Origin of the sequence: Tardiphaga sp. 20_F10_N6_6, from assembly GCF_052076045.1 — a bacterium.
Lineage (GTDB): Bacteria > Pseudomonadota > Alphaproteobacteria > Rhizobiales > Xanthobacteraceae > Tardiphaga > Tardiphaga robiniae.
Genome location: NZ_CP197239.1, coordinates 3,989,711 through 4,012,470, shown reverse-complemented (window position 1 = coordinate 4,012,470; position 22,760 = coordinate 3,989,711). Strand labels below are relative to the sequence as shown.

The following is a 22,760-nucleotide window of genomic DNA, read 5'->3' as shown; positions in this document are numbered from 1 at the left end:
ATGCGGTTGTAAATCTACTTCACATTGTGCGGTGCGTTAACGCTTGATGCCTTGCGCTTAGCTGCAGGGCCGCGGGTCGTTCGTTCGTCCAGCAGCACCTGTTGCATTGCCTGGACGTTCGGCGAAGCCGCGCCCCTGCGCCAGATCAGCACCGTCTCGGCGTGATTCTCGCCGCTCGGCAGGCGATGCACGGTGAGCCGCTTGCCTTCCGGGAATGTCGACAGCACGCTTTCCGGCAGCAGCGCGATGCCCATACCCGCGACTACGCAGCCGAGCATGGCGTGATAGGAGCCGAGTTCGATGGTGCGCTCGGGCATCTCGCCGCGCTTTGCATACCAGTCTTCCAGCCGCTTGCGATGCGGGCAGCCGTTCTCGAACACCAGTACCGAGCGCGGCGCGCTGTCCTTGCGCCCGATCGGCGGATGGCGTGGCGACGACACGATCACCGGCTCCTCGTCGAACGCATGCATGCGGTCGAACGGCGCCGCGGCAATCGGCTCGGCCACGAAGGCGGCGTCGAGATCACCGGCAAGGATGCCTTTCGCGAGGGTCTCCGGATTGCCGATGCGCATTTCGAGTTGCACGTCGGGATAGCGGCGGTGAAATTCATTGAGCGGTCCGGGCAAGCGCACCGCCGCGGTGCTCTCCATGGCGCCAAGGCGGAAGACGCCGCGCGGCCGTGGGTCCTGCACCGCGTCGCGGGCCTCGTCGGCCAGCGCCAGCAGCCGGTCGGCATAGCCGAGGAGCGTTTGGCCCGCGGGCGTCAGATGCAGGCGCTTGCCTTCGCGCACGAACAACGCCGTGCCGAGATCGTCCTCGAGCTGACGCACCCGCGTCGTCACGTTGGACTGCACGCGGTGCAACCGTTCCGCGGCGCGCGTCACACCGCCTTCGCGCACAACGGCGCGGAAGATGCGCAGCTCGGACAGATCCATACATCTCTCCATGAGATCGAAATGATCTTGATTATTCATTTTATGGGATGAAATGCGCCGGGTAAACCCGCATGGCCAACGGCACCCATCAGCGGAAAGGGGCGGACATGATCGACGACAAACGCGAAACGTATGCGCACGACGTCCGTCGCCTGACGCCGCTGCAATGGACTGCGCTGAAGCGATCCATCATCCGGCGTGTCCATGCTGAGCGCGGCCGGATGTTGCGTTCGGTCGCGATCGCCGCCGTCGCGGCCCTGCGTCACGGCTGGCGATGCCTGCGCGAGCGGCAACAGGCGCGTGACGAACTACGCTCCATGAGCGATTACGAATTGCGCGATATCGGCGTGACCCGCGCCGGCATTGATGCGGTGACCCGCCGTGGCAACGACGACGCGACGCAGAGCGCGTCACAACGATCACATCAAAACTGGAGAGCCATGATGTCGAAAGCCTACTGGATTGTCCGCGTCTCGGTGCGCGACGAGGGCCGTTATCCGGAATATCTCGCTGCGGCCAAGCCGGCGTTCGACAAGTTCGGCGCACGGTTCATCGTGCGCGGCGGCGCCTTCGAAACCATGGAAGGCGACGCCCGCGATCGCAATGTGGTGGTGGAATTCGCCGACCACGCGACCGCAACCGCCTGCTACCGTAGCCCGGAATACGAAACCGCCAGATCCATCCGGCAAAAATACGCCGAGGCCGATTTCATCATCATCGACGGCGCTTGATGTCCGTTACCGTCCCAGCGCCGTCGCCGTCGCCACGCGGTCGAAAGTCTCGAGCGAGAGGATCGCATCCGCGAATTTCTCGGCGCGATTGTTCAGCACGGGGCGCGCGAGCTGCAGGAATTTCTGCTGCATCGCCACGGCATCGGGAAACGATGTCGGCTCGCCCGACGGATCGGCATAGATGCGCTCATGCACGCCATCTTCGGTGTGGATGCTGACGCGTGCGCCGAACGGATGACGCTTGCCTTCCAGGCGTTCGTCCTGAACCACGTCGAAGCGGTCGGCCAGCGTATTGATCGCGCTGTCGCCGAGGCGCTTGTAGTCGTCCCAGCCGAAGCTGCCCTGATCGAGCGCCAGCGCGCCGGTAAAGAACATCGAGAACTGGCCGCCAACGATGGAGGTCGGATGACGCTTGGTGGCGGCGTCGCCCGTCAGCGTGATGCCGTTGCGATGGAGGCCGATCTCGACGCGCTTGATCTGCTCGGGCGTCAGATTGTGCTCGCGCCGCATCGCCACCAATGCGTCGATCGCCGCATGCGTGTAGCGGCAGCTCGGATAGGGCTTGATGCCGATCTTCATGGTCTCGTAGACCGAGCCGAGATCGGCCACGGCCTTCTCCGGATGCGAGTTATCGCTATAGCCAACCAGCAGGCCATGCTTGCCCTCGACGGATTCGGTCGCGCCAATGAAGTCGTTGCGCGCTAAAGTCGCGGCGATCACGCCGTTCATGGCGGCCGCGCCGACCTGGTAGCGCTTGTTCCAGGCGCCGTTGACGAGGAACTGCAGCGAACCCGCCGCTTGGCTGCCCGACACGCCGAAGGCTGAAATCAGTTGATCCTTCGAGAGCCCGAACAACTTGCCGGCCGCAGCTGCAGCGCCATAGGTGCCGGCTGTGGCGGTTGGGTGGAAACCCTTGGCGTAATGCGAGGTCGGATCGAGGGCGTTGCCGAGCCGGCAGCAGACTTCATAGCCGGCGACGATAGCCGTCAGCACCTGCTTGCCGGAGGCGCCGACCATTTCGCCGACGGCGAAGGCGGCGGGAACGACGGGGGCGCTCGGATGCAGTGAGGAATCGGCATGGGTGTCGTCGAAATCGAGCGAGTGGCCGAGCGCGCCGTTGAGCAGGGCGGCCACGGCCGGCGTCCAAGTCTTGCTGTCACCAAATACGGTGGAGTCGCCCTTACCGTCCAGCGACAGGGCTTCCAGCATCTTCAGCAGTGAGGGGGTGGATTCGGCCTCGCTGCGGGCACGGATGGTGCTGCCGAGATAATCGAGGGTAAGGACCTTGGCGCGTTCCAGCACGTCCTGCGGAATGTCATCGAATTTCAGGTCCGCGACATAAGCGGCAAGCGTTGCAGTCTCGTTAGCCATTGTGTTTCCTCACTCTTGTTGAAATAGCCTTAGGCGGACCAAATCGGCGTTTCAAGCGGCCATGGCGACGCGTGGATCAGCCATGCTGAAACTGGTTCGTCAAAATCCGTTTCAGGGATCAATTCTGACATGTCCGCATCGAAGCGAATTCTCGGCTTCCTGAAACGGGTGGTTGCCTTCTTCTGGGCGCGAAAGGTCGAACTCGGCCTCGGCGTCCGAGTGACCACAGCGGCGCTTGCTGCGCTGATCATAGCCCTGACCGTCGGGCTGAAACTGCCGCTGTGGGCTGTGCTGACGGCGATCATTGTCACCCAGATGAGTGTCGGGCGGTCGCTGAAGGCAACACGTGATTATCTGGTCGGCACGATCGGCGGCGCCATCTATGGCGGCGCGGTTGCGATCCTGATCCCGCATTCCAATGAAGGTGCGCTGCTCGCGGTGCTTGTGCTCTCCGTGGCGCCACTGGCCTTCATCGCGGCGATCAATCCGAGCCTCAATGTCGCGACCGTGACGGCCATCATCGTGCTGCTGCTGCCGATGATGAACCACAACACGCCGCTGGAATCTGCCATCGACCGTGTGCTCGAAGTGACCGTGGGTGCGATCACCGGCTTGTTAGTGTCGTTCCTCGTGCTGCCGTCGCGGGCGCATAGTCAGGTCCGCGCCAGTTCGGCCGAGGCGCTCGATCTGATCGCGACGGCGTTGACCGAGCTGTTGGCGTCATTGACGCGCGGGCGCGACAATGAGGCACTGCACCGGTTGCAGGACGGCATCGGCCATGCGCTCACCAATCTGAATGCGATCGGAGCCGAAGCCGAACGGGAGCGTGCCGCGCATTTGTCCCGCGGACCCGATACAGGTCCCTTGCTGCGTACGACGCTGCGGCTGCGGCATGACCTGGTCATGATCGGGCGGTCCACGGTGGTGCCGTTGCCATCCGCATTGCAGGTCAGGCTGGCGGGTCCTCTGTCGCGGGTCAGCGATGCGATGACGACGTTTCTGCATTCGACCGCCGTAGCACTGCGCAGCGGCACCGGCGCGCCGGCGATCTGGCCGGTGCAGACCGCACTACAGGCTTATGCAGGAGAGGTCGGTGCGCTTCGGCAAGAGGGGCTAACGCGCGGATTACCCGGCGATGTGGCTGAGCGCTTCTTTGCGATCGGCTTTTCGCTGGAACAGATGCGACAGAATTTGAAGGATCTCGAACGTTGCGTCGCCGAATGGGCCGAGACGGATCCGGTGAGCAAGGAGCCTACTGACGCGACTTGAGCAGTGCCAAGGCGCGGAGCTGCAGCTTTTCCGGGTCGCGCTCCCCGCGCGATGCTTCATCGAGAATACTGCTCGAGAGCAACTGCACGGCGTCAGATGAAATCCGCAGCGGCAATTCATCGAGGCAGCGATCCAGCGCTGTGGACATCGCAGCGACCGTCTCCGGGCCGAACGACTGGTTTCGTTGGTCGTCAGCTTGGGGCGCCAGATCGGGAGATGCGACGTCACGAATGCGGGCGGAAAGCCGCGCCGCCTCGGCGAGTACGCGGAGGTAAATCAATCCGGCCTCGCTGAGCGCCTTTTCATCGATCTGTCCTGACCGCGCCACGGCGACAATCCGCGCGGCAAGGCGGCGGCGGTTCTCGGGCGTGTCCGCGGACTCGCCTTCATGCGTCACAAAGGGCTGCCAAGCGGCGTCAAACGCGTGCGCCAGCGTGACTTTCAGCTCCTCGTTCTGCGGATCAATCTCTGTAAATGGCATATGGGCTAACGGGCTGCGATGACCCAGGTTCCCCACGGCCGCCACCGCAAATTCAGCGCGTGACCTGCCGCAACATGGAACGGACCACCATCCGGTGAAATGGCTTGATGACCGACAGGTAGATGCGTCCGAGCCAGTTATGCATCAGCACGACAGTCGTTGCCGTAACGCGCTGGCCGGTACCGTCCGCTGCGACATCGACCACGACGCGAAAATCGAGATGATTGTCATTGAATCCCGCGATCAGACGCTGCGGCGTCTCGCTGAGCACAGGGAAAAAGCCGACCTTGTCGACATTGGCGTGACGCGCAGAGTGCGCCGTCTTCAGCCCGAAGGGCGCAACGATCAGATCCCGCAGCCGCATCAGGGCGTCCACCCAGGGCGGAGAGTGGCTGAGCATGCGGGTGGCGGCGTCGCGGGCGGTCAGGTCCGTCGTTTTGGTCGTGATACTGAAGGCGTCGGCGAATTGTGCGCCGGCCAGCAGGCTCTTGGTGTCGATCGTTGGGTGAACCATGGAGATGGTCATAGGACCTCCGTAGACGTCAAGGGACGGCGCCGCACGCCGTCGGTTACGCCGCTCTGCAGCATAACATGTCTTTGCATCCGGCGCCGGATACTCCCTAAGATCACGGAAAAATCAGGCAAAGATCTACTTAGACAAGACCTGGTCAGGGAGGATTTGGGATGGCTTGGTTCAGGCTTGCTCCGCTCTGTCTGGTGCTGATCGCGCCGCTGTGCGCATCCGCGCAGGATTATCCCACCCGTCCCATCACGCTCGTTGTGCCATTCGCTGCCGGCGGCAGTTCCGATGTCAATGCACGGCTGATTGCCGAACAGATGAGCCGGCATCTCGGTCAGCCCATCGTGATCGAAAATATCGGCGGTGCGGGCGGGGCCGTGGCGCTGGCTCGCATCGCGCAGGCCCCGCCTGACGGCTACACCATCGTGCAGGGCAATAGCGGCACCAATACTGCGGTCTACCTGTTCACGCCTGATGTGAAATTCGCGCCGTCGGATTTTGCAGGCATCGGCATGTTCAACAAGAGTTCGGCTATGGTTGCCATCCGGCGCAATTTTCCGGCCGACAATCTCGCGCAATTCATCGCGCATGCGAAACAGAATCCCGGCCGTCTCAATATCGGCCACTCCGGTGTGGGCTCGCAGAACTATCTGTTCTGCAAGGCTTTCGTTCAGGCTGCGGGCATCGATGTCACGCTGGTCGGCTATCGCGGCGGCGGTCCGGCCCTGAATGATCTGATAGGTGGGCAGATCGATGGCATCTGCGATTCCTCGGCCTCTGTGACGCCGGCCATCCAGAGCGGTCTCATTCGCGCGATTGCGCTGGCATCCAGAACGCGGCTGCCGCATCTGCCTGACGTTCCGACCGCCAGCGAGGCGGGGTTGCCGCAATTTGAAATATCCGGCTGGTATGCGCTGTTCGCGCCGAAGGGCACGCCTGCGCCGATCATCTGGAAGCTCAATGCCGCGATGCGCGCTGCCGTTGCCAATCCCGATTATCAGAAGCGCCTCGATGATCTCGGCTCGATGCCCGCCGCAGATGCCGAAATGGCGCCGGCCTATCTTGCGCATTTCGTGCCGCAGGAGATCGAGCGTTTTCGAAAGATGCTGGGTGACAGCAAGTGATCTAAGGCCGGACCACCCATGCAACGGTATAGTATGGCCGTCATCGCTTCTGTGTTATAAGGGTTCCAGTCTGATTGTGGGTGGGGGACTAAGTTGGCTTATGATCGTTCGACCGTTGAAGCGGTGATCCAGCATTATTTCGACGGCCTCTACGAGGCTGATGCCGACAAGCTTGGCGCGATCTTTCATCCGACCGCGGACCTGCGCTGGGTCGAGAATGGCGAGCTGAAAGTGCTGACCATGCCGAACTGGATGGCCATGGTTCGTACGCGGACCTCGGGCAAGGTCGATGGCAAGACCCGCGATGACCTCATTGTCACCATCGATCGCTCCGACGACAAGACGGCCTTCATCAAGGTGCGTTGCCAGCTGCCGCCGCGTTACTTCACCGACTACCTGATCGCGATGAAGCTGGCCGATGGCTGGCAGATCGTCTCGAAATCCTATCGCTACGACGTGAAGGACTAGCAGGCGCTGGCATCCTGTCTGCGCCTGTAGAAGAGACGCGCCAGGTTCGGTTGCGCGACATTGGTTGTAAGTATCAAAAATTGCGATTGATCCCGGTCGGAATCCGTTCGCGGGCTTGACCTAAGTCAATCGCTGTGGCGGCGGAGTGAGCTACTCTCGATGGTGTGAGGATGCTCTGTGCCGATCGGGCGCTGCGCGTCCTGTCTGACGAGCCGCCGCGAGACGAGCAGGGGATGACCGGATGATCGCGCAATTGACCAAATCGGAGCGGCAGCTCGCGCTCATCATCCTGCTGGCTCTCACGATTTGCGGCCTCGCGATGGCGATCGCCGGCCGCCAGGACCCGCTCGGCGTCCATGGTGCGATTGTCATGCTGGCGGGGATCGCCGGCATCTTCGGTGTCATTTATGTCTATTACGAGCCAGAGCCGGACGAGGCCCGGCTCGCGCTGTATTACGATGACCCTACCAAATTGGCGATCATTCTGGCGATGATCTGGGCCGTCATCGGCATGTTCATCGGCGACTGGGTTGCCTGGCAGCTGGTGTTTCCCAATCTGACGTTCGATGCCGGCTGGTCGAGCTTCGGCCGCATCCGCCCCGCGCATACCAGCGCAGTGATCTTCGGCTTCGGCGGCAATGGGCTGATTGGCACCTCGCTCTATGTGCTGCAGCGGACTTCGCGCGCGCGGTTGCCCGATCAGATCAGCCCGTGGTTCGTGTTGCTCGGCTACAATCTGTTCTGCGTGCTCGCCGCCACCGGCTACTTCATGGGCGTCACCCAGTCGAAGGAATATGCCGAGCCGGAATGGTATGCCGACCTCCTGCTGGAAATCGTCTGGATCGTCTATTTCGTCATCTATATGCGGACGCTGGCGCGGCGGAAGGAGCCGCATATCTACGTCGCCAACTGGTACTACATGGCCTTCATCCTGGTGGTGGCGATTCTGCATACCGTCAATAATCTGGCGATGCCGGTCTCGTTCGGTCACGCCAAGAGCTATTCGGCCTTTTCCGGCGTGCAGGATGCGATGACCCAATGGTGGTACGGCCACAACGCCGTCGCTTTCTTTCTCACCTCCGGCTTCCTCGGCATGATGTATTACTATCTGCCGGTGCGCGCGGGTCGGCCGATCTATTCCTACCGGATGTCGATCATCTCGTTCTGGGGCATCACCTTCATGTATATGTGGGTGGGCTCCCATCACCTGCATTACACAGCGCTGCCGCAATGGGTGCAGACGCTCGGCATGACTTTCTCGCTGATGCTGCTGATTCCGTCCTGGGGCTCCGCCGGCAATGCCCTGCTGACGCTGAACGGCGCTTGGTACAAGGTGCGCGACGATGCGACGTTGCGTTTCATGATGGTGGCTGCGGTGTTCTACGGTCTCACCACGTTCGAGGGATCGTTCATGGCGATCCGCTCGGTGAATTCACTGTCGCATTACACCGACTGGACCGTCGGCCACGTCCATGCCGGCGCACTCGGTTGGGTGGCCATGATCACCTTCGGCTCGATCTATGCGTCGGTGCCGTGGCTGTGGAAGCGCGAGCGGATGTATTCGCCCGCGCTTGTCGAATGGCACTTCTGGCTCGCTGTCGCCGGCCTCTTCACATACGTCTTCGCCATGTGGAATTCAGGTATCATCCAGGGCTTGATGTGGCGCACCTATAACAGCAGCGGCACGCTGTCTTATTCCTTTATCGAGACAGTGATCGCGATGAAGCCCTATTACGTCGCGCGCGCGGTCGGCGGGTTCTTCTTCTTCGCTGGTGCGGTGATCGGTCTCTACAACATCGTCATGACTATCCGCACTGCTGATCAGCCGGCCGATGAACGCGCCGCAGATCGTCCGGCGGCACAGCCCGCTGGCGTGCCTGCGCTGCAGCCTGGAGAATGACGATGGGTTTGTTCGGCCTGCATTACAAGCTCGAACGCAAGACGATGAGTCTTGCCATCGGCATCATCATTGCCGCTAGCATCGGCGGCCTCATCGAGATCGTGCCGCTGTTCACGATCCATCAGACGGTGGAAGATGCACCGGATATGCGCGTCTATACGCCGCTCGAAATCGCCGGCCGCAACATCTACATCCGCGAGGGCTGCTACGCCTGTCATTCGCAGATGATCCGCACATTGCGCGACGAAGTGGAGCGTTATGGGCCATATTCGCTCGCGGTCGAATCCAAATACGACCATCCGATGCTGTGGGGCTCGAAGCGTACCGGACCGGATATCGCGCGTCTCGGCGGCAAATATTCCGACGAATGGCACGTTAAGCATCTGATCAACCCACGCGACGTGGTGCCGGAATCCGTGATGCCGCCTTATGCCTATCTCACGCGGGCGAAGGCGCGGATCGACGATCTCGGCCTGCATCTGGCCGCGCTGCGCAAGGTCGGCGTGCCTTATACGGATGAGATGATCGCCAACGCATCCAACGATGCCTATGGCCAGACCTCGCCCGATACGTCCTTCGCCGAAGGCGTCACCAAGCGCTATGGTGAGGCGACCAATGTGCGCGCCTTCGATGGCCAGCCCGGCGAGCCCACCGAGATGGATGCGCTGGTCGCTTACTTGCAGATCTTGGGCAAGCTGACTGATGCGGCCCACAAGGCTAAAACGGCTGCGGCGGGAGAGTGACGATGGAGCACGAGGCCACTGTCTGGTTCGCGAAGTCCTTCGGGCTGTTCTATCTGATCGCCATGTCGATCGGCGTGGTGGTCTATGCCTATTGGCCGAAGAACAAAAAGTCGTTCGACTCTGCGGCGCAGTCGATCCTCGATCCTTCCGTTGAGGACAAGCCATACGAGGCGAAGCGATGGCAGTAGAGGAACGCGATCCCGTCTCCGGCTATCTCACCACCGGTCACGAATGGAATGGCATCAAGGAACTGAACACGCCGGTGCCGCGTGCGGTGGTCTTCTTTCTGTGGGCCACGTTTCTGTATTCGGTTGTGTACTGGATCCTGATGCCGGCATGGCCGCTGGGCGTGACCTATACCAAGGGTCTGCTAGGGATCGACCAGCGCAACATCGTGGCCGAGCAGATCAAGGACGCGGCCTCGGACCGCGCCAAGTGGAGCAAGCTGATCGAGACCGAAAGCTTCGAGGCTATCCAGGCCGATCCGAAGTTGATGAAGATCGTGCGGCAGACCGGCGCGACTTTGTTCGGGGATAATTGCGCGGCCTGTCATGGCCGCACCGCCGAGGGCGGCGACGGCTTTCCAACGCTGGTGTCGCAGGCCTTTCTCTGGGGCGGTACGCCCGATGCGATCGCCGAGACGATCCGCGTTGGCATCAATTCGCCGCACAAGGATTCGCGGACGTCGCAGATGCCGGCCTTCGGCCGCGACGGGATGCTGAAGCGCGAGCAGATCGACGATGTTGTCGACTATGTTCGAAGCCTGTCGAATCCCGCGGTGGCCAAGGCGATCGCGCCCGGGAAGCTCGCCAGCGGCAAGGTGGTGTTCACCGACAATTGCGTCGCCTGCCATGGCGAGAACGCGACCGGCAATATCGAACTCGGTGCGCCGAACCTGCGTGACAATTTCTGGATCTATAGCGGTGACGCCCAGTCGGTCTTCACGACTGTCTGGGGTGGCCGGCAAGGTCATATGCCGAGCTGGGATTCGCGACTGTCGGCGCTCGATCGCAAGATCCTCGCGCTCTATCTCGTCAACCTCAGGGCTGCCGGGCCATGAATGTAGCAGCGATGAAGCACGTCAACGCGAAGGTCTGGGTCTGGATGGCGATTGCTGCCGCTCTGCTGTTGGTGCTGATGGCCAATGCGCACATGGTCTATGTGGCGTTCTCGTCGCAGCCCGACTGTATCGATCACGTCAAGCGCGGCACCAGTGCCGCGGAAGCCGGCAAATTCAGTGCGGCATCCTCGTCATGCACGCCGCGTCGTTGAGATTGCGAGGTCGAAGATGACTCTTCCAGCCGTTGCCCCTCCGCTGCCGCCCTCGGTGTCGTGGAATCGCCATGTTGCGCCATCCGTCGCCTTTGACTGGCTCAAAGCCGGCTGGCGCGATCTGACAATTATCCCGTCGGTGAGCCTCAGCTATGGCGTGCTGGTTTTCGCGGTCTCGGTCGTCCTGGTCGGCGGGTTGTTCGCCTTCGGCTGGGACTACATCCTGTTTCCGGCCTTTGCCGGCTTCATGGTGGTCGGGCCGGTACTCGCCATCGGACTCTATGAGAAGAGTCGCCGGATCGCCGCCCATGAGCGTGTCTCGCTGTTGCAGATGATTCTCGTCCGGCCGAAGTCGGGCGGGCAGCTGCTGTTCGCGGGCCTTTTGTTGTGCTCGCTGATGCTGGTCTGGATCCGCGCCGCGGTGATCATCTACGCGCTGTTTTTCGGCATGAACCCGTTTCCCGGCCTCGATGGCGTCGCTTCCATGCTGTTCACCACACCCGTCGGCTGGGCGATGCTGATCGCCGGCACTGCGGTCGGCGGCATCTTTGCGGCATTCTCCTTTGCGATCAGCGTGTTCGCCATTCCCATGCTGCTCAACGAACGCGTCGATGCGCTCACCGCCATGGGCACCAGCATGGGGATGGTCTGGGCCAATCTACCGGTCATGCTGACCTGGGCGGGAATCGCGCTGGCTTTGTTCTTGATCAATGTCATGACCGGCCTGCTCGGTATGATCGTCGTGTTTCCCGTGCTCGGTCACGGGACATGGCACGCCTATGTGGCGATGAAGCCGGGTGTCGAGGTGACTGGCTAAAGCATGATCCGGAAAAGTGGGAACCGGCTTTCCGAAAGGATCATGCGCAAAGTGAGAAACGAGGTCTCCGATGAGTTGCTGTGGCTCAGGAGCAGAGTTGGCCATACTGGCGGCGCCGGATCCGCGCGAAGTCCTGCTGGTCAGCCGTACCATTGCCGGCGGTTTGAGGCAGACCGATCTCTCGGTGCCGGACGTTCATTGCGGCGCCTGTATTCGCACGGTCGAACAAGCGCTTGGTGCGCTCGATGGCGTGACATGGGCACGGGTTAATCTCTCCACGAAGCGCGTCACCATCAAATGGCGCGCCGATGCCGCACCGCCGCCTTTCATCGAAACGCTACGCAATGTTGGCTATGAAGCGCATCTGTTCGAGGTCGATGGCGATGCTACGGATACGACGCTGTCGGAACTGATCCGTGCGCTGGCGGTGTCGGGCTTTGCAGCCAGCAATATCATGCTGCTGTCGGTCTCGGTGTGGTCTGGTGCCGAGCCCGCGACGCGCGATCTGTTCCACGGTATCTCTGCGCTGATCGCGCTGCCGACGCTGATTTATTCCGGCCGGGTATTCTTTCGCTCGGCCTGGCAGGCACTGCGTCACGGTCGCACCAATATGGATGTGCCAATCTCGCTCGGCGTGTTGCTGGCCTTCGGCATGAGCCTGTACGAAACCGCGATCCATGGGCCGCATGCTTATTTCGATGCCTCCGTGACACTGCTGTTCTTTCTACTGATCGGCCGCACCCTCGATCACATGATGCGTGAGCGCGCGCGTGTCGCGGTGAAGGGGCTCGCACGCCTGGCGGCGCGGGGCGCGTTGGTTCTGCAGAGTGACGGTGCGCAGACCTATCTGCCGGTCGGCGAAATCACGCCGGGTATGACCATCATGCTCGCTGCCGGCGAGCGCGTGCCGGTCGATTCGCAGGTGACCAAGGGTCTGTCGGAACTCGACGTCTCGCTGGTCACCGGTGAGAGCGTGCCGCAGCCGGCTCTGCCGGGTTCAGTGCTGCGCGCGGGTACGCTGAATCTCACAGGGCCTCTGATCATCACGGCGACAGCCTCGGCCAACGAGTCGTTCCTCGCGGAAATGCTGCGGATGATGGAAGCCGCAGAGCAGGGCCGTTCGGTCTATCGCCGCATCGCCGATCGTGCGGCCGGGCTCTATGCGCCGGTGGTGCATCTTACCGCGGCCATCACGCTGGTTGGCTGGCTCATCGTGTCCGGCGACGTTCATCGCGCGATCACTATTGCCGTCGCGGTGCTGATCATCACCTGTCCCTGTGCGCTTGGCTTAGCTGTGCCGATGGTGCAGGTGGTTGCTGCGCGGTGGCTGTTTGAGAGCGGCATCATGATCAAGGATGGCGGGGCGCTTGAGCGTCTCGCCGAGATCGATACGGTGGTGTTCGACAAGACTGGCACACTGACGCTTGGCAATGCCCGCGTCGTCAATTCGGACAACGTCGATCCTGCGACCCTGGCGTTGGCCGGCGCGATCGCCGCGCATTCACGTCATCCCTATTCGCGTGCACTCGCTGCTGCCGTTTCAACAACGACGACTCCGATTGAGCTCGATGATGTCTCCGAACATCCGGGCTGCGGCATGGAAGCGCGTCTCGGCGGCAGCGTGCTGCGCCTCGGGCGGCCGGAATGGGCCCTCACCGATACCAGCGGTATGGATCTCGATGGCTCTTCCGTCGTGTTGTCGCGCGATGGACAATGCGTGGCGGATTTCCGCTTCGAGGATCGGTTGCGTGCGGGCGCGGCTGAAACGGTCGGCGACCTGAAGCGCGACGGACTGGCTGTCGAGGTTGTCTCGGGCGATCGCGAGACGCCGGTGCGGACACTCGCTGCAGGCATAGGCGTGCCATATTTCGCCGGCGTGCTGCCGGGCGGCAAGGCGGCGCATGTGGCAGAGCTGGCGTCCGCCGGCAAGAAGGTCCTGATGGTCGGCGACGGTCTCAATGACACGCCGGCGCTGATGGCCGCGCATGCGTCGATGGCTCCGGCATCGGCCGCCGATGTCGGGCGCAACGCCGCAGATCTCGTCTTCCTGCGCGAGGATCTGTCGGCCGTGTCTCAGGCAATCGCGGTCTCGCGCGAGGCAGGGCATCTCGTGCGGCAGAATCTCGCGCTGGCAGTCGGCTACAATCTCATTGCGGTGCCGATCGCGATCATGGGCTATGTCACGCCGCTGGTTGCAGCCATCGCGATGTCCGGCTCGTCCATCGTGGTTGTCGCCAATGCGCTGCGGCTGCGTGGCCGCGGCAAGTCCGACAAGTCTCAGGGCGCAAGCGCATCAACGCCGCGAATGTCAGTCAGAATGGAGCCGGCGGAATGACAGACTATTTCTATCTGATTCCGATCGCCATCGGGCTTGGCCTGTGCGGCCTCGCGGCGTTCCTGTGGTCGCTGAAATCAGGCCAGTATGACGATCTGCAGGGCGCCGCCGAACGCATCCTGCATCAGGATGATGTGCCACTGTCGCATTAGCGAAATAGATGCCGGTTCGCGTCAGGGAAACGAGTCAGAACAAAAAGAAAGGGCCCCGGTTCTGCTCAGAACCGGGGCCCTTTCTTTAGCGGCGGTGTTGCTTACGGCTGGATCGCCGAGGCGTCGCGGCTGGCGAACTGCCGGTTGATCGAGATCGCAAGCAGGGTCACAACTGCGCCCGACAGCAGATACACGCCGGACGAGGACAGGCCGAAGCGGCTCGACATCACCAGCGCCACGAATGGTGCGAAGCCGGCGCCGAACAGCCAGGCAAGGTCGGTGGTAAGCGCCGAACCAGTGTAGCGGAAGCGCTTCGAGAAGCTCGATGCGACCGAGCCCGAAGATTGACCGAGCGACAGGCCGAGCAGGATGAAGCCGGTCACCATGAAGGCGAGTTCGCCGACAATGCCGCCGTCCAGCATCTGCGGTGCGAAGCCGCTGAACACGGCGATGGCAATCGCCGAACCGGTCAGCAGTGTGCGGCGGCCGACCTTGTCGGCGACATAGCCTGACACGATCATGGCGATGATGCCGAACACGGCGCCGATACATTCGACGATCAGGAAGCGGCCGGGTGCTTCGCGGGTGAACAGGAACACCCATGAGAGCGGGAATACTGTGACCATGTGGAACAGTGCGAAGCTCGCCAGCGGTGCGAAGGCGCCGATCACCACGGTGCGGCCCTGCTGGGCGATCGTCTCGGTGATCGAGGACGGCTCGAGTTCGCGGGCTTCGAAGAGTTCGGTGTAGCCCGGCGTCACCACCATGCGCAGGCGGGCGAACAGGGCGACGACATTGATGGCGAAAGCAACGAAGAACGGATAGCGCCAGCCCCAGTCGAGGAAGTCGTCAGCGGACAGGGTGTCGACGAAGAAGGCGAACAGCGCGCTCGCTACCAGAAGGCCGATCGGGGCGCCGAGCTGCGGGATCATGGCGTACCAGCCCTTCTTGCCTTCCGGCGCATTCAGCGCCAGCAGCGAAGCAAGACCGTCCCAGGTGCCGCCCCAGGAAATGCCCTGGCCGATACGTGCAGCAGCCAGCAGCCAGGCCGATGCGACGCCGATGGATTCGTGACCGGGCAGGAAGGCGATGGCGACGGTGGCAACGCCGAGCAGGAACAGCGCGATGGTCAGCTTGGCGCCTTTGCCCTGGCTGCGATCGATAGCTGTGAAGATCATCGTGCCGATCGGGCGGGCGATGAATGCCAGCGAAAAGATCGCAAAGGAATATAGAGTGCCGGTCAGCGGATCGAGATAGGGGAAGACGAGCTTCGGAAATACCAGCACCGAAGCGATCGCATAGACGAAGAAGTCAAAGAACTCGGAGGTCCGGCCGATGATGACGCCAATGGCGATCTCGCCCGGGTTAACCGCTCCGTGGCCATCCGCGTGCAGAAGGCGTGCGTCCCGTTCAATCGTCGATGACGTCTGCGCCATATTTTCTATCCGTCGGTGGTGTGTTGAAGGTCATGCAATCGACGCCAAAGGGCGACGCGAGGTTGACGATTTGTCGCGAACCGTGTCTTCGGACCATTGGACAAATTGTCCAATGTTGCCCTGCAGCAAATACGCCTAACCGTGCGCGCGAACGGACATTATCGAATGGGTAACACCTTGAGCCGCCTACGGATACTCCTTTTGCTGCCCTTGGTTGCCTTGCTGGGCGGATGCAATTTCGTCGTGATGAATCCTGCGGGTGACATCGCAGTGCAGCAACGCGATCTCGTGGTCATTTCCACGGTGTTGATGCTGCTGATCATCGTGCCGGTGATGGCCCTGATCGTGTTCTTCGCCTGGAAGTACCGGCAGTCGAATGCTGACGCGAAATACGAGCCGGACTGGGATCACTCGACCCATCTCGAGCTCGTCATCTGGTCGATGCCCCTCCTCATCATCATCTGTCTCGGCGCCGTGACCTGGTCCAGCACGCATCTGTTAGACCCGTATCGCCGGCTGGACCGGATTGCGCCCGGCAATGCTGCGAGCCTCAATGAGCCGCTGCAGGTGGAAGTCGTCGCGCTCGACTGGAAGTGGCTGTTCTTCTACCCGGAATATGGCATCGCTACGGTCAATGAACTGGCTGCGCCTGTGGATCGTCCAGTGCGCTTCAAGATCACTGCCTCGTCGGTGATGAACTCCTTCTATATCCCCGCGCTCGCCGGCCAGATCTATGCGATGCCCGGCATGGAAACCAAGCTGCACGCGGTCATCAATAAGGCCGGCGTTTATGACGGCTTCTCGGCGAACTATAGCGGCGCCGGCTTCTCCGGCATGCGCTTCAAGTTCCATGGCGTCGACCAGGCCGGCTTCGATGCCTGGATCGCCAAGGTTAAGGCGAGCAGCGAGACGCTGAGCCGCGAGGCCTATCTGGATCTCGAAAAGCCCAGCGAGAATGTGCCGGTTCGTCTCTATAAGGAAGTCGCGCCTGACCTCTACAAGGCGATCCTCAACATGTGCGCCCAGCCCGGCAAGATGTGCATGAGTGAGATGATGGCGATGGACGCGAAGGGTGGCCTCGGCCTCGCCAGCGCCCGCAACATCCTGCCGCTGAAATACAATATTTCGATGCTTGACGGCTCCAGCTCGACCAAGAACTACGTCGCCAGCGTCTGCACCCTCGCCGAGGCCGCACGCGAAGCAGCCGATCACCGCTCGACGACGACTCCACTTGACCCGACGCCGGTCACCGGTGCTGGTCTCGCGCGCCCGGGTGCCGCCCCCGCGCCATTCAATTTCACGCCTGCGCCGCCGCCTGCCGAGCGGCGCGCTTCCAACACCTGATCGGGTCGATCTAAATGTCTGATACAGCCGTAGTGGCAAATACCGGGCTTGCGAAGTTCATCTTCGGCCGCCTGACGCTCGAGTCGTTCCCCTATCATGAACCGATCCTGGTCGCGACTTTCGCGATGGTCGCGCTCGGCGGCATCGTGCTGCTCGCTGCGCTGACCTATTTCAAGCTCTGGGGTTATCTCTGGAAGGAGTGGTTCACCAGCGTGGACCACAAGAAGATCGGCATCATGTATATGGTGCTGGGCATCGTCATGCTGCTGCGCGGTTTCGCCGACGCGATCATGATGCGCGCCCAGCAGGCCATGGCCTTCAACGGCTCCGACGGCTTTCTGCCCGCCCATCACTACGATCAGGTGTTCACGGCGCATGGCGTGATCATGATCTTCTTCGTGGCGATGCCGCTGGTCACCGGTCTGATGAACTACATCGTGCCGCTGCAGATCGGAGCACGCGACGTGTCGTTCCCGTTCCTGAACAATTTCAGCTTCTGGATGACCACCGGTGGCGCCATCCTCGTCATGATGTCGCTGTTCGTCGGTGAATTCGCCAAGACCGGCTGGCTGGCTTATCCGCCGCTGTCGAATCTCGGCTACAGTCCGGATGTCGGCGTCGACTATTATATCTGGGCGCTGCAGGTTGCCGGTGTCGGCACGACGCTATCGGGCATCAACCTGATCGCGACCATTGTGAAGATGCGTGCGCCCGGCATGACCATGATGAAGATGCCGATCTTCACCTGGACTTCGCTCTGCACCAACGTCCTGATCGTGGCGTCCTTCCCGATCCTGACCGCCGTTCTCGCGCTGCTGTCGCTGGATCGCTATGTCGGCACCAACTTCTTCACGAACGATCTCGGCGGCAACCCGATGATGTATGTGAACCTAATCTGGATCTGGGGCCATCCGGAGGTTTACATCCTGATCCTGCCGCTGTTCGGCGTGTTCTCGGAAGTGACCTCGACCTTCTCGGGCAAGAAGCTGTTTGGCTACACCTCGATGGTCTACGCCACGCTGGTCATCACGATCTTGTCCTATCTGGTCTGGCTGCATCACTTCTTCACCATGGGCTCGGGCGCCAGCGTGAATTCCTTCTTTGGAATCACGACCATGATCATCTCGATCCCCACGGGCGCGAAGATATTCAACTGGCTGTTTACGATGTATCGCGGCCGCATCCGGTTCGAATTGCCGATGATGTGGACCATCGCCTTCATGCTGACCTTCGTGATCGGCGGCATGACCGGCGTGCTGCTTGCGGTGCCGCCGGCCGACTTCGTGCTGCATAATAGCCTGTTCCTGATCGCTCACTTCCACAACGTCATCATCGGCGGCGTGGTGTTCGGCATCTTTGCGGCCATCAACTTCTGGTTCCCGAAGGCCTTCGGTTTCAAGCTCGATCAGTTCTGGGGCAAGGTCTCGTTCTGGGGCTGGGTCCTCGGCTTCTACTTCGCCTTCATGCCGCTCTATGTGCTTGGTCTGATGGGCGTCACCCGCCGCTTGCGCACCTTCGACGATCCGTCGCTGCAGATCTGGTTCGTCATCGCCGCCTTCGGTGCAGTTCTGATCGCGATCGGCATCGGTGCTTTCCTCGTCCAGATCGCCGTCAGCATCTGGAATCGCGAGAAGCTGCGCGATACCACGGGCGATCCCTGGAACGGGCGCACGCTGGAATGGGCAACGTCGTCGCCGCCGCCGGATTACAACTTCGCTTTCACCCCGGTCATTCACGACAATGACTCGTGGTGGGACATGAAGCGTCGCGGTTATACGCGTCCGCTGGAGGGCTTCAGGCCGATCCATATGCCGAAGAACACCGGCACCGGCGTGATCCTCTCGATCTTGGCCACGGCGATGGGCTTCGCCCTGATCTGGTACATGTGGTGGCTCGCGGCCCTGAGCTTCATTGCCATCGTCGGCGTCGCGATCTTCCACACCTTCAACTACAACCGTGACTTCCACATCCCGGTGGAGGACGTCATCCGTACCGAAGGCGAGCGTACGAAACTTCTCGCAGTACAGGCCGCGTCATGAACGTACCGACCCAAACGATAAACGGCACTGAAGTCCCGGTCTTCTACGTCGTCGACGAACACGATCATCCGGCCGGTTCCAGCACCATGCTGGGCTTCTGGCTCTACCTGATGAGCGATTGCCTCATCTTCGCGATGCTGTTCGCCACCTTCGGCGTACTCGGCGGCAGCTATGCTGCGGGCCCCGGGCCGAAGGATTTGTTCGACCTCAAGCTCGTCGCGCTTAACACCGCGATGCTGCTGTTCTCGTCGATCACCTACGGCTTCGCGATGCTGGAAATGATGAAGGGCAGAGTGAAGTCGACCCAAATGTGGCTCGGCATCACCGGTCTGTTCGGCCTCGCGTTCCTCTGCATCGAACTCTATGAGTTCCATCACATGATCCACGAAGGTGCTGGCCCCTGGCGGAGCGCCTTCCTGTCGTCCTTCTTCACGCTGGTAGGCACCCACGGCCTGCACGTCACCTTCGGTATCATCTGGCTGGTGACGCTGATGGTGCAGGTCGCCCGTTTCGGCCTGATCGAGGCGAACCAGCGGCGGCTGATGTGCCTGAGCATGTTCTGGCATTTCCTCGACGTCGTCTGGATCGGCGTCTTCACCTTTGTTTATCTGCTGGGAGTGCTGCGATGAGCGCCGATGCACATGCCGCGCACGGACATGGTCACGATGACCACGGCCACGATGACGGCCGCGACCATGGTTCGTTCAAGTCGTATATGACTGGCTTCGTCCTCTCGGTCATCCTTACCGCCATTCCATTCTGGCTGGTGATGACGGGCGCGATCGAGAACAAGAACTGGACCATCGCGATCGTCGTTGCGTTCGCTGTGGTGCAGATCATGGTTCACATGGTCTACTTCCTGCACATGAACACGACGTCGGATGCCGGCTGGACCATGATGGCGCTGATCTTCACGATCATCATCGTCGTGATTGCGCTGAGCGGTTCGCTCTGGGTGATGTACCACCTCAACGTCAACATGATGCCGGTTCATGACATGAGGAATATGCCCTGATGGCCACGGCGCGCGCCAACGACGGGATCGTCGTAGGCCGCCCGGCCAGACAGGAGTCGTCTGAATCGAAAATGGAATCCGGGCGGTCGCCCCGTAGCGCGACAACCCTCACGGTGCTGGGCCTGCTGGCACTGCTCGGTATCGCGGGATTGACCGCGCTGGGCATCTGGCAGGTCGAACGCCGCGCCTGGAAACTGGATCTGATCGCACGTGTCGATCAGCGCAGCCACGCCGCGCCCGAAGCTGCACCCGGGCCTGCGGCGTGGCCTGCGATCAATCGCAATGACGATGAATATCGTCGCGTCAGCGTCACCGGGCGGTTTGTGCCGGGCGCCGATACTCTGGTGCAGGCTGTCTCGGATCTCGGCGCCGGTTTCTGGGTGCTGACGCCGCTGCGCGCCGAGGCCGGATACACTGTGCTGGTGAATCGGGGCTTCGTCAGCCCCGACGAGCGCAAAGCCGGCGCATTCGCGGCGCCCGCGACGTCGGTGTTAGTGACGGGCCTGTTGCGCGTCACCGAACCGAAGGGCGGGTTCCTGCGCTCAAATGATCCCGCTGCCCAGCGCTGGTATTCCCGCGACGTCGAAGCGATTGCCGCCAGCCAGACGCTCGGCGCCGTCGCCCCCTATTTCATCGATTCCAATGCCGCGCTGGACGCACCGGGTCAGCCCCATGGTGGCCTGACCGTGATCGTCTTCCCGAACAACCATGTGGTCTATGCCATCACCTGGTTCGGCCTCGGTTTGATGCTGGCCGGCGGTGCCCTGTTCGTCGTTCGCGACGAGTGGCGGATTCGGAAAAAATCACTACCTCGCGTATGACGTCTTGGATGATGCGCCGGTCCGATTGAGGCTGGCCGATCAAGCTGACGGGGCGAGATGCCGGGTTTGGGAGCAGAGAGCAAGGTGGGCGCACCAGACGTCACTGGCGTCAGTGCGGTTGCCGCGTCACCAGTCGACGCGACGGGTGTCACCACACCCGTTGCGGTCACGGCTCTGCCGCTCGACGAGACCACCAATATCAAGAACATCAATCTGCTGATCCAGTTGCGCTGGATCGCAGTGGTCGGGCAGGTCCTGACCATCGGCTTCGTGCATCTGGTGATGGGCATTTCGCTACCGCTGATGGCCATGGTCATGGTCCTGTGCGGCTCAGTATTCCTGAACGTCATCAGCCAGGAGTGGCTGCGCCAGCAGACCGACGCGCGTGACCGCGAACTGCTCCTGCTTTTGCTGCTCGACGTCGCGGCGCTGACCGCCCAGCTTTATCTGAGTGGCGGTGCCACAAATCCATTCATATCGCTCTATCTCCTGCAGGTTACGCTCGGGGCGATGTTGCTGAACGGTCGCTCGACCTGGGTCGTTGTTGTTGTTGCCTGTCTGTGCTTCGCCGGGCTGATTGTATTTCATCGCCCCCTCAATCTGCCGGACGCGCTGCGCAACGATCTGTTCCAGTTGCACATCATCGGTATGTTGATCTGCTTCGTACTCGACGCGGCGCTGATCGTCGTTTTCATGACGCGCATTGCAGAAAACTTGCGCGAGCGCGACGAGGGTCTGGCAGCGCTGCGTCAGCAGGCCGCGGAGGAAGATCATATCGTGCGCATGGGCCTGCTCGCCTCTGGTGCCGCGCATGAACTCGGTACGCCGCTGGCATCGCTGTCGGTGATCCTCAGTGACTGGCGCCGGATGCCGGAACTTGCAGGCAACCCGGAGCTGATGGAAGAGATCAGCGAGATGCAGGCCGATGTGCAGCGCTGCAAGTCGATCGTCACCGGCATTCTCATGTCGGCCGGCGATATGCGCGGCGAGGCGCCGGTTGTGACGACCGTCAACGGCTTCTTCGGCGAACTGGTCGAGGACTGGCGCGGCGCCCGCTCGATCAACACGCTGGTCTATGAGAATCGGTTCGGCGAGGACATGCCGATCGTGTCGGACTCGGCGTTGAAACAGATGATCTTCAACGTGCTCGATAACGCCAACGAGGTATCGCCGCTCTGGGTGCGCCTCGCTATCGAGCGCGATGGCGATTCGCTGGTGCTGAAGGTCAGCGACATGGGGCCGGGTTTCGCCAAGGAGATGCTGGCGAATTTCGGCAATCCCTATAATTCAAGCAAGGGCCAGTCCGGGCGCGGGCTCGGTCTGTTTCTGGTGGTCAATGCCGTCCGCAAGCTGGGCGGCGCAGTGGTGGCGGAGAATCGTCCTGTGGGCGGTGCCCTCGTGATGTTGTCGCTACCACTATCCGCCCTCGCGATTGGAGCGCGCAAACATGTCGGATGAACGTCTGCTGATCATTGTCGAGGATGACGAGGGTTTCGCGCGCACGCTGAAGCGATCGTTCGAGCGTCGCGGTTACACCGTGCTGCATTCCGAGGGCTTCGAGACCTTGACCGAGGTGCTCGGCGACAAGGTGCCGGGCTATGCGGTGGTCGATCTCAAGCTCGGCGGAGCCTCGGGCCTGGCTTGTGTCGAGGCGTTGCATGCGCTGAGCCCTGAGATGCTGATCGTAGTGCTCACCGGCTATGCCAGCATTGCCACGGCGGTGGAGGCGATCAAGCTCGGCGCGTGTCATTACCTCGCCAAGCCTTCGAACACCGACGATATCGAGGAAGCGTTCCAGAAGGCGACCGGCGACGTGCAAGTGGCGCTCACGGAACGTCCGACCTCGATCAAGACGCTGGAATGGGAACGCATCCACCAGACGCTGGTGGAGAGCGATTTCAACATTTCGGAGACGGCGCGCCGCCTCGGCATGCATCGCCGCACGCTGGCACGAAAGCTGGAAAAACGTCAGGTGAACTGAAGCCGC

General features: G+C 61.7%; 24 protein-coding genes and 1 pseudogene. 20 read left to right on the top strand and 5 right to left on the bottom strand.

Annotation, left to right across the window (positions count from 1 at the left end; all coding sequences use genetic code 11):
• Positions 1-14: 14 nt before the first annotated feature.
• Positions 15-935, bottom strand: coding sequence for a LysR substrate-binding domain-containing protein (locus AB7813_RS19300; protein ID WP_439060143.1), 921 nt, complete (start codon positions 933-935; stop codon positions 15-17).
• 71 nt (positions 936-1,006) lie between these two features.
• Between AB7813_RS19300 and AB7813_RS19295 the strand changes: the two are divergent.
• Positions 1,007-1,282, top strand: a pseudogene (locus tag AB7813_RS19295) (DUF1127 domain-containing protein); the annotation flags it as partial.
• A 96-nt stretch (positions 1,283-1,378) separates the two neighbouring features.
• Positions 1,379-1,666: a DUF1330 domain-containing protein gene (locus AB7813_RS19290; RefSeq protein ID WP_439060566.1), complete on the top strand. Its 288-nt coding sequence runs from the start codon at positions 1,379-1,381 to the stop codon at positions 1,664-1,666.
• Between the two features lie 6 nt (positions 1,667-1,672).
• Here the strand turns inward: AB7813_RS19290 and AB7813_RS19285 are convergent, their stop codons facing one another.
• Positions 1,673-3,037: an MmgE/PrpD family protein gene (locus tag AB7813_RS19285; protein ID WP_439060142.1), complete on the bottom strand. Its 1,365-nt coding sequence runs from the start codon at positions 3,035-3,037 to the stop codon at positions 1,673-1,675.
• 129 nt (positions 3,038-3,166) lie between these two features.
• On the opposite strand from AB7813_RS19285, the gene AB7813_RS19280 reads away from it, so the two are divergent.
• Positions 3,167-4,306: an FUSC family protein gene (locus AB7813_RS19280; protein WP_439065355.1), complete on the top strand. Its 1,140-nt coding sequence runs from the start codon at positions 3,167-3,169 to the stop codon at positions 4,304-4,306.
• Here AB7813_RS19280 and AB7813_RS19275 read toward each other — a convergent pair.
• Complete coding sequence (locus tag AB7813_RS19275; protein ID WP_439065354.1) at positions 4,290-4,832, bottom strand: hypothetical protein; 543 nt, start codon at positions 4,830-4,832, stop codon at positions 4,290-4,292. The two genes, AB7813_RS19280 and AB7813_RS19275, sit on opposite strands and share 17 nt — an antisense overlap.
• A 7-nt stretch (positions 4,833-4,839) precedes the next feature.
• Positions 4,840-5,313, bottom strand: coding sequence for a DUF2867 domain-containing protein (locus AB7813_RS19270; RefSeq protein ID WP_439065353.1), 474 nt, complete (start codon positions 5,311-5,313; stop codon positions 4,840-4,842).
• A gap of 158 nt (positions 5,314-5,471) precedes the next feature.
• Here AB7813_RS19270 and AB7813_RS19265 point away from each other — a divergent pair, with 158 nt between their 5' ends.
• The 10 genes from AB7813_RS19265 (at position 5,472) to ccoS (ending at position 14,118) form a co-directional block, all read left to right on the top strand.
• Positions 5,472-6,431, top strand: coding sequence for a tripartite tricarboxylate transporter substrate-binding protein (locus AB7813_RS19265; RefSeq protein ID WP_439065352.1), 960 nt, complete (start codon positions 5,472-5,474; stop codon positions 6,429-6,431).
• Positions 6,432-6,524: 93 nt separating this feature from the next.
• Positions 6,525-6,899, top strand: coding sequence for a nuclear transport factor 2 family protein (locus AB7813_RS19260; protein WP_439065351.1), 375 nt, complete (start codon positions 6,525-6,527; stop codon positions 6,897-6,899).
• A 241-nt stretch (positions 6,900-7,140) separates the two neighbouring features.
• Positions 7,141-8,799: a cytochrome-c oxidase, cbb3-type subunit I gene (gene ccoN / locus AB7813_RS19255; RefSeq protein ID WP_439065350.1), complete on the top strand. Its 1,659-nt coding sequence runs from the start codon at positions 7,141-7,143 to the stop codon at positions 8,797-8,799.
• Between the two features lie 2 nt (positions 8,800-8,801).
• Positions 8,802-9,542, top strand: coding sequence for a cytochrome-c oxidase, cbb3-type subunit II (gene ccoO, locus AB7813_RS19250; protein WP_439083839.1), 741 nt, complete (start codon positions 8,802-8,804; stop codon positions 9,540-9,542).
• A gap of 2 nt (positions 9,543-9,544) precedes the next feature.
• Entirely contained in the window at positions 9,545-9,730 is a 186-nt protein-coding gene (locus AB7813_RS19245; RefSeq protein WP_439065348.1) for a cbb3-type cytochrome oxidase subunit 3, read from the top strand.
• Positions 9,721-10,602 (top strand): cytochrome-c oxidase, cbb3-type subunit III, encoded by an 882-nt coding sequence (gene ccoP / locus AB7813_RS19240; RefSeq protein ID WP_439065347.1) that lies wholly within the window; start codon positions 9,721-9,723, stop codon positions 10,600-10,602. The genes AB7813_RS19245 and ccoP overlap by 10 nt, the downstream gene beginning before the upstream one ends.
• Entirely contained in the window at positions 10,599-10,814 is a 216-nt protein-coding gene (locus AB7813_RS19235) for a hypothetical protein (protein ID WP_441228266.1), read from the top strand. Before ccoP ends, AB7813_RS19235 begins: the two co-directional genes overlap by 4 nt.
• Before the next feature lie 16 nt (positions 10,815-10,830).
• Complete coding sequence (locus AB7813_RS19230) at positions 10,831-11,631, top strand: DUF2189 domain-containing protein (RefSeq protein ID WP_439065345.1); 801 nt, start codon at positions 10,831-10,833, stop codon at positions 11,629-11,631.
• A 70-nt stretch (positions 11,632-11,701) separates the two neighbouring features.
• The gene (locus AB7813_RS19225) at positions 11,702-13,966 is read left to right on the top strand and encodes a cation-translocating P-type ATPase (protein ID WP_439065344.1); all 2,265 of its coding nucleotides are present in this window, start codon (positions 11,702-11,704) and stop codon (positions 13,964-13,966) included.
• On the top strand, positions 13,963-14,118 hold the full coding sequence (gene ccoS / locus AB7813_RS19220) for a cbb3-type cytochrome oxidase assembly protein CcoS (protein ID WP_089263381.1): 156 nt from the start codon (positions 13,963-13,965) through the stop codon (positions 14,116-14,118). Before AB7813_RS19225 ends, ccoS begins: the two co-directional genes overlap by 4 nt.
• A 101-nt stretch (positions 14,119-14,219) precedes the next feature.
• Here ccoS and AB7813_RS19215 read toward each other — a convergent pair whose 3' ends face one another.
• On the bottom strand, positions 14,220-15,554 hold the full coding sequence (locus AB7813_RS19215; RefSeq protein ID WP_089263383.1) for an MFS transporter: 1,335 nt from the start codon (positions 15,552-15,554) through the stop codon (positions 14,220-14,222).
• A gap of 177 nt (positions 15,555-15,731) precedes the next feature.
• Between AB7813_RS19215 and cyoA the strand changes: the two genes are divergently transcribed.
• The 7 genes from cyoA to AB7813_RS19180 all read left to right on the top strand — a co-directional run bounded on the left by cyoA (position 15,732) and on the right by AB7813_RS19180 (position 22,754).
• Positions 15,732-16,898, top strand: coding sequence for a ubiquinol oxidase subunit II (gene cyoA / locus AB7813_RS19210; protein ID WP_439065933.1), 1,167 nt, complete (start codon positions 15,732-15,734; stop codon positions 16,896-16,898).
• Between the two features lie 14 nt (positions 16,899-16,912).
• Entirely contained in the window at positions 16,913-18,937 is a 2,025-nt protein-coding gene (gene cyoB / locus AB7813_RS19205) for a cytochrome o ubiquinol oxidase subunit I (protein ID WP_439065343.1), read from the top strand.
• A complete protein-coding gene (cyoC, locus tag AB7813_RS19200) occupies positions 18,934-19,566 on the top strand; it encodes a cytochrome o ubiquinol oxidase subunit III (protein WP_089263389.1) in 633 nt (210 codons plus the stop codon). Before cyoB ends, cyoC begins: the two co-directional genes overlap by 4 nt.
• Entirely contained in the window at positions 19,563-19,952 is a 390-nt protein-coding gene (gene cyoD / locus AB7813_RS19195) for a cytochrome o ubiquinol oxidase subunit IV (RefSeq protein WP_441228265.1), read from the top strand. Before cyoC ends, cyoD begins: the two co-directional genes overlap by 4 nt.
• Positions 19,952-20,773, top strand: a complete 822-nt coding sequence (locus tag AB7813_RS19190; RefSeq protein ID WP_439065342.1) for an SURF1 family protein — start codon at positions 19,952-19,954, stop codon at positions 20,771-20,773. Before cyoD ends, AB7813_RS19190 begins: the two co-directional genes overlap by 1 nt.
• A gap of 84 nt (positions 20,774-20,857) precedes the next feature.
• Complete coding sequence (locus AB7813_RS19185; RefSeq protein ID WP_441228264.1) at positions 20,858-22,231, top strand: ATP-binding protein; 1,374 nt, start codon at positions 20,858-20,860, stop codon at positions 22,229-22,231.
• The gene (locus AB7813_RS19180; RefSeq protein ID WP_089263395.1) at positions 22,221-22,754 is read left to right on the top strand and encodes a response regulator transcription factor; all 534 of its coding nucleotides are present in this window, start codon (positions 22,221-22,223) and stop codon (positions 22,752-22,754) included. The genes AB7813_RS19185 and AB7813_RS19180 overlap by 11 nt, the downstream gene beginning before the upstream one ends.
• Positions 22,755-22,760 lie beyond the last annotated feature (6 nt).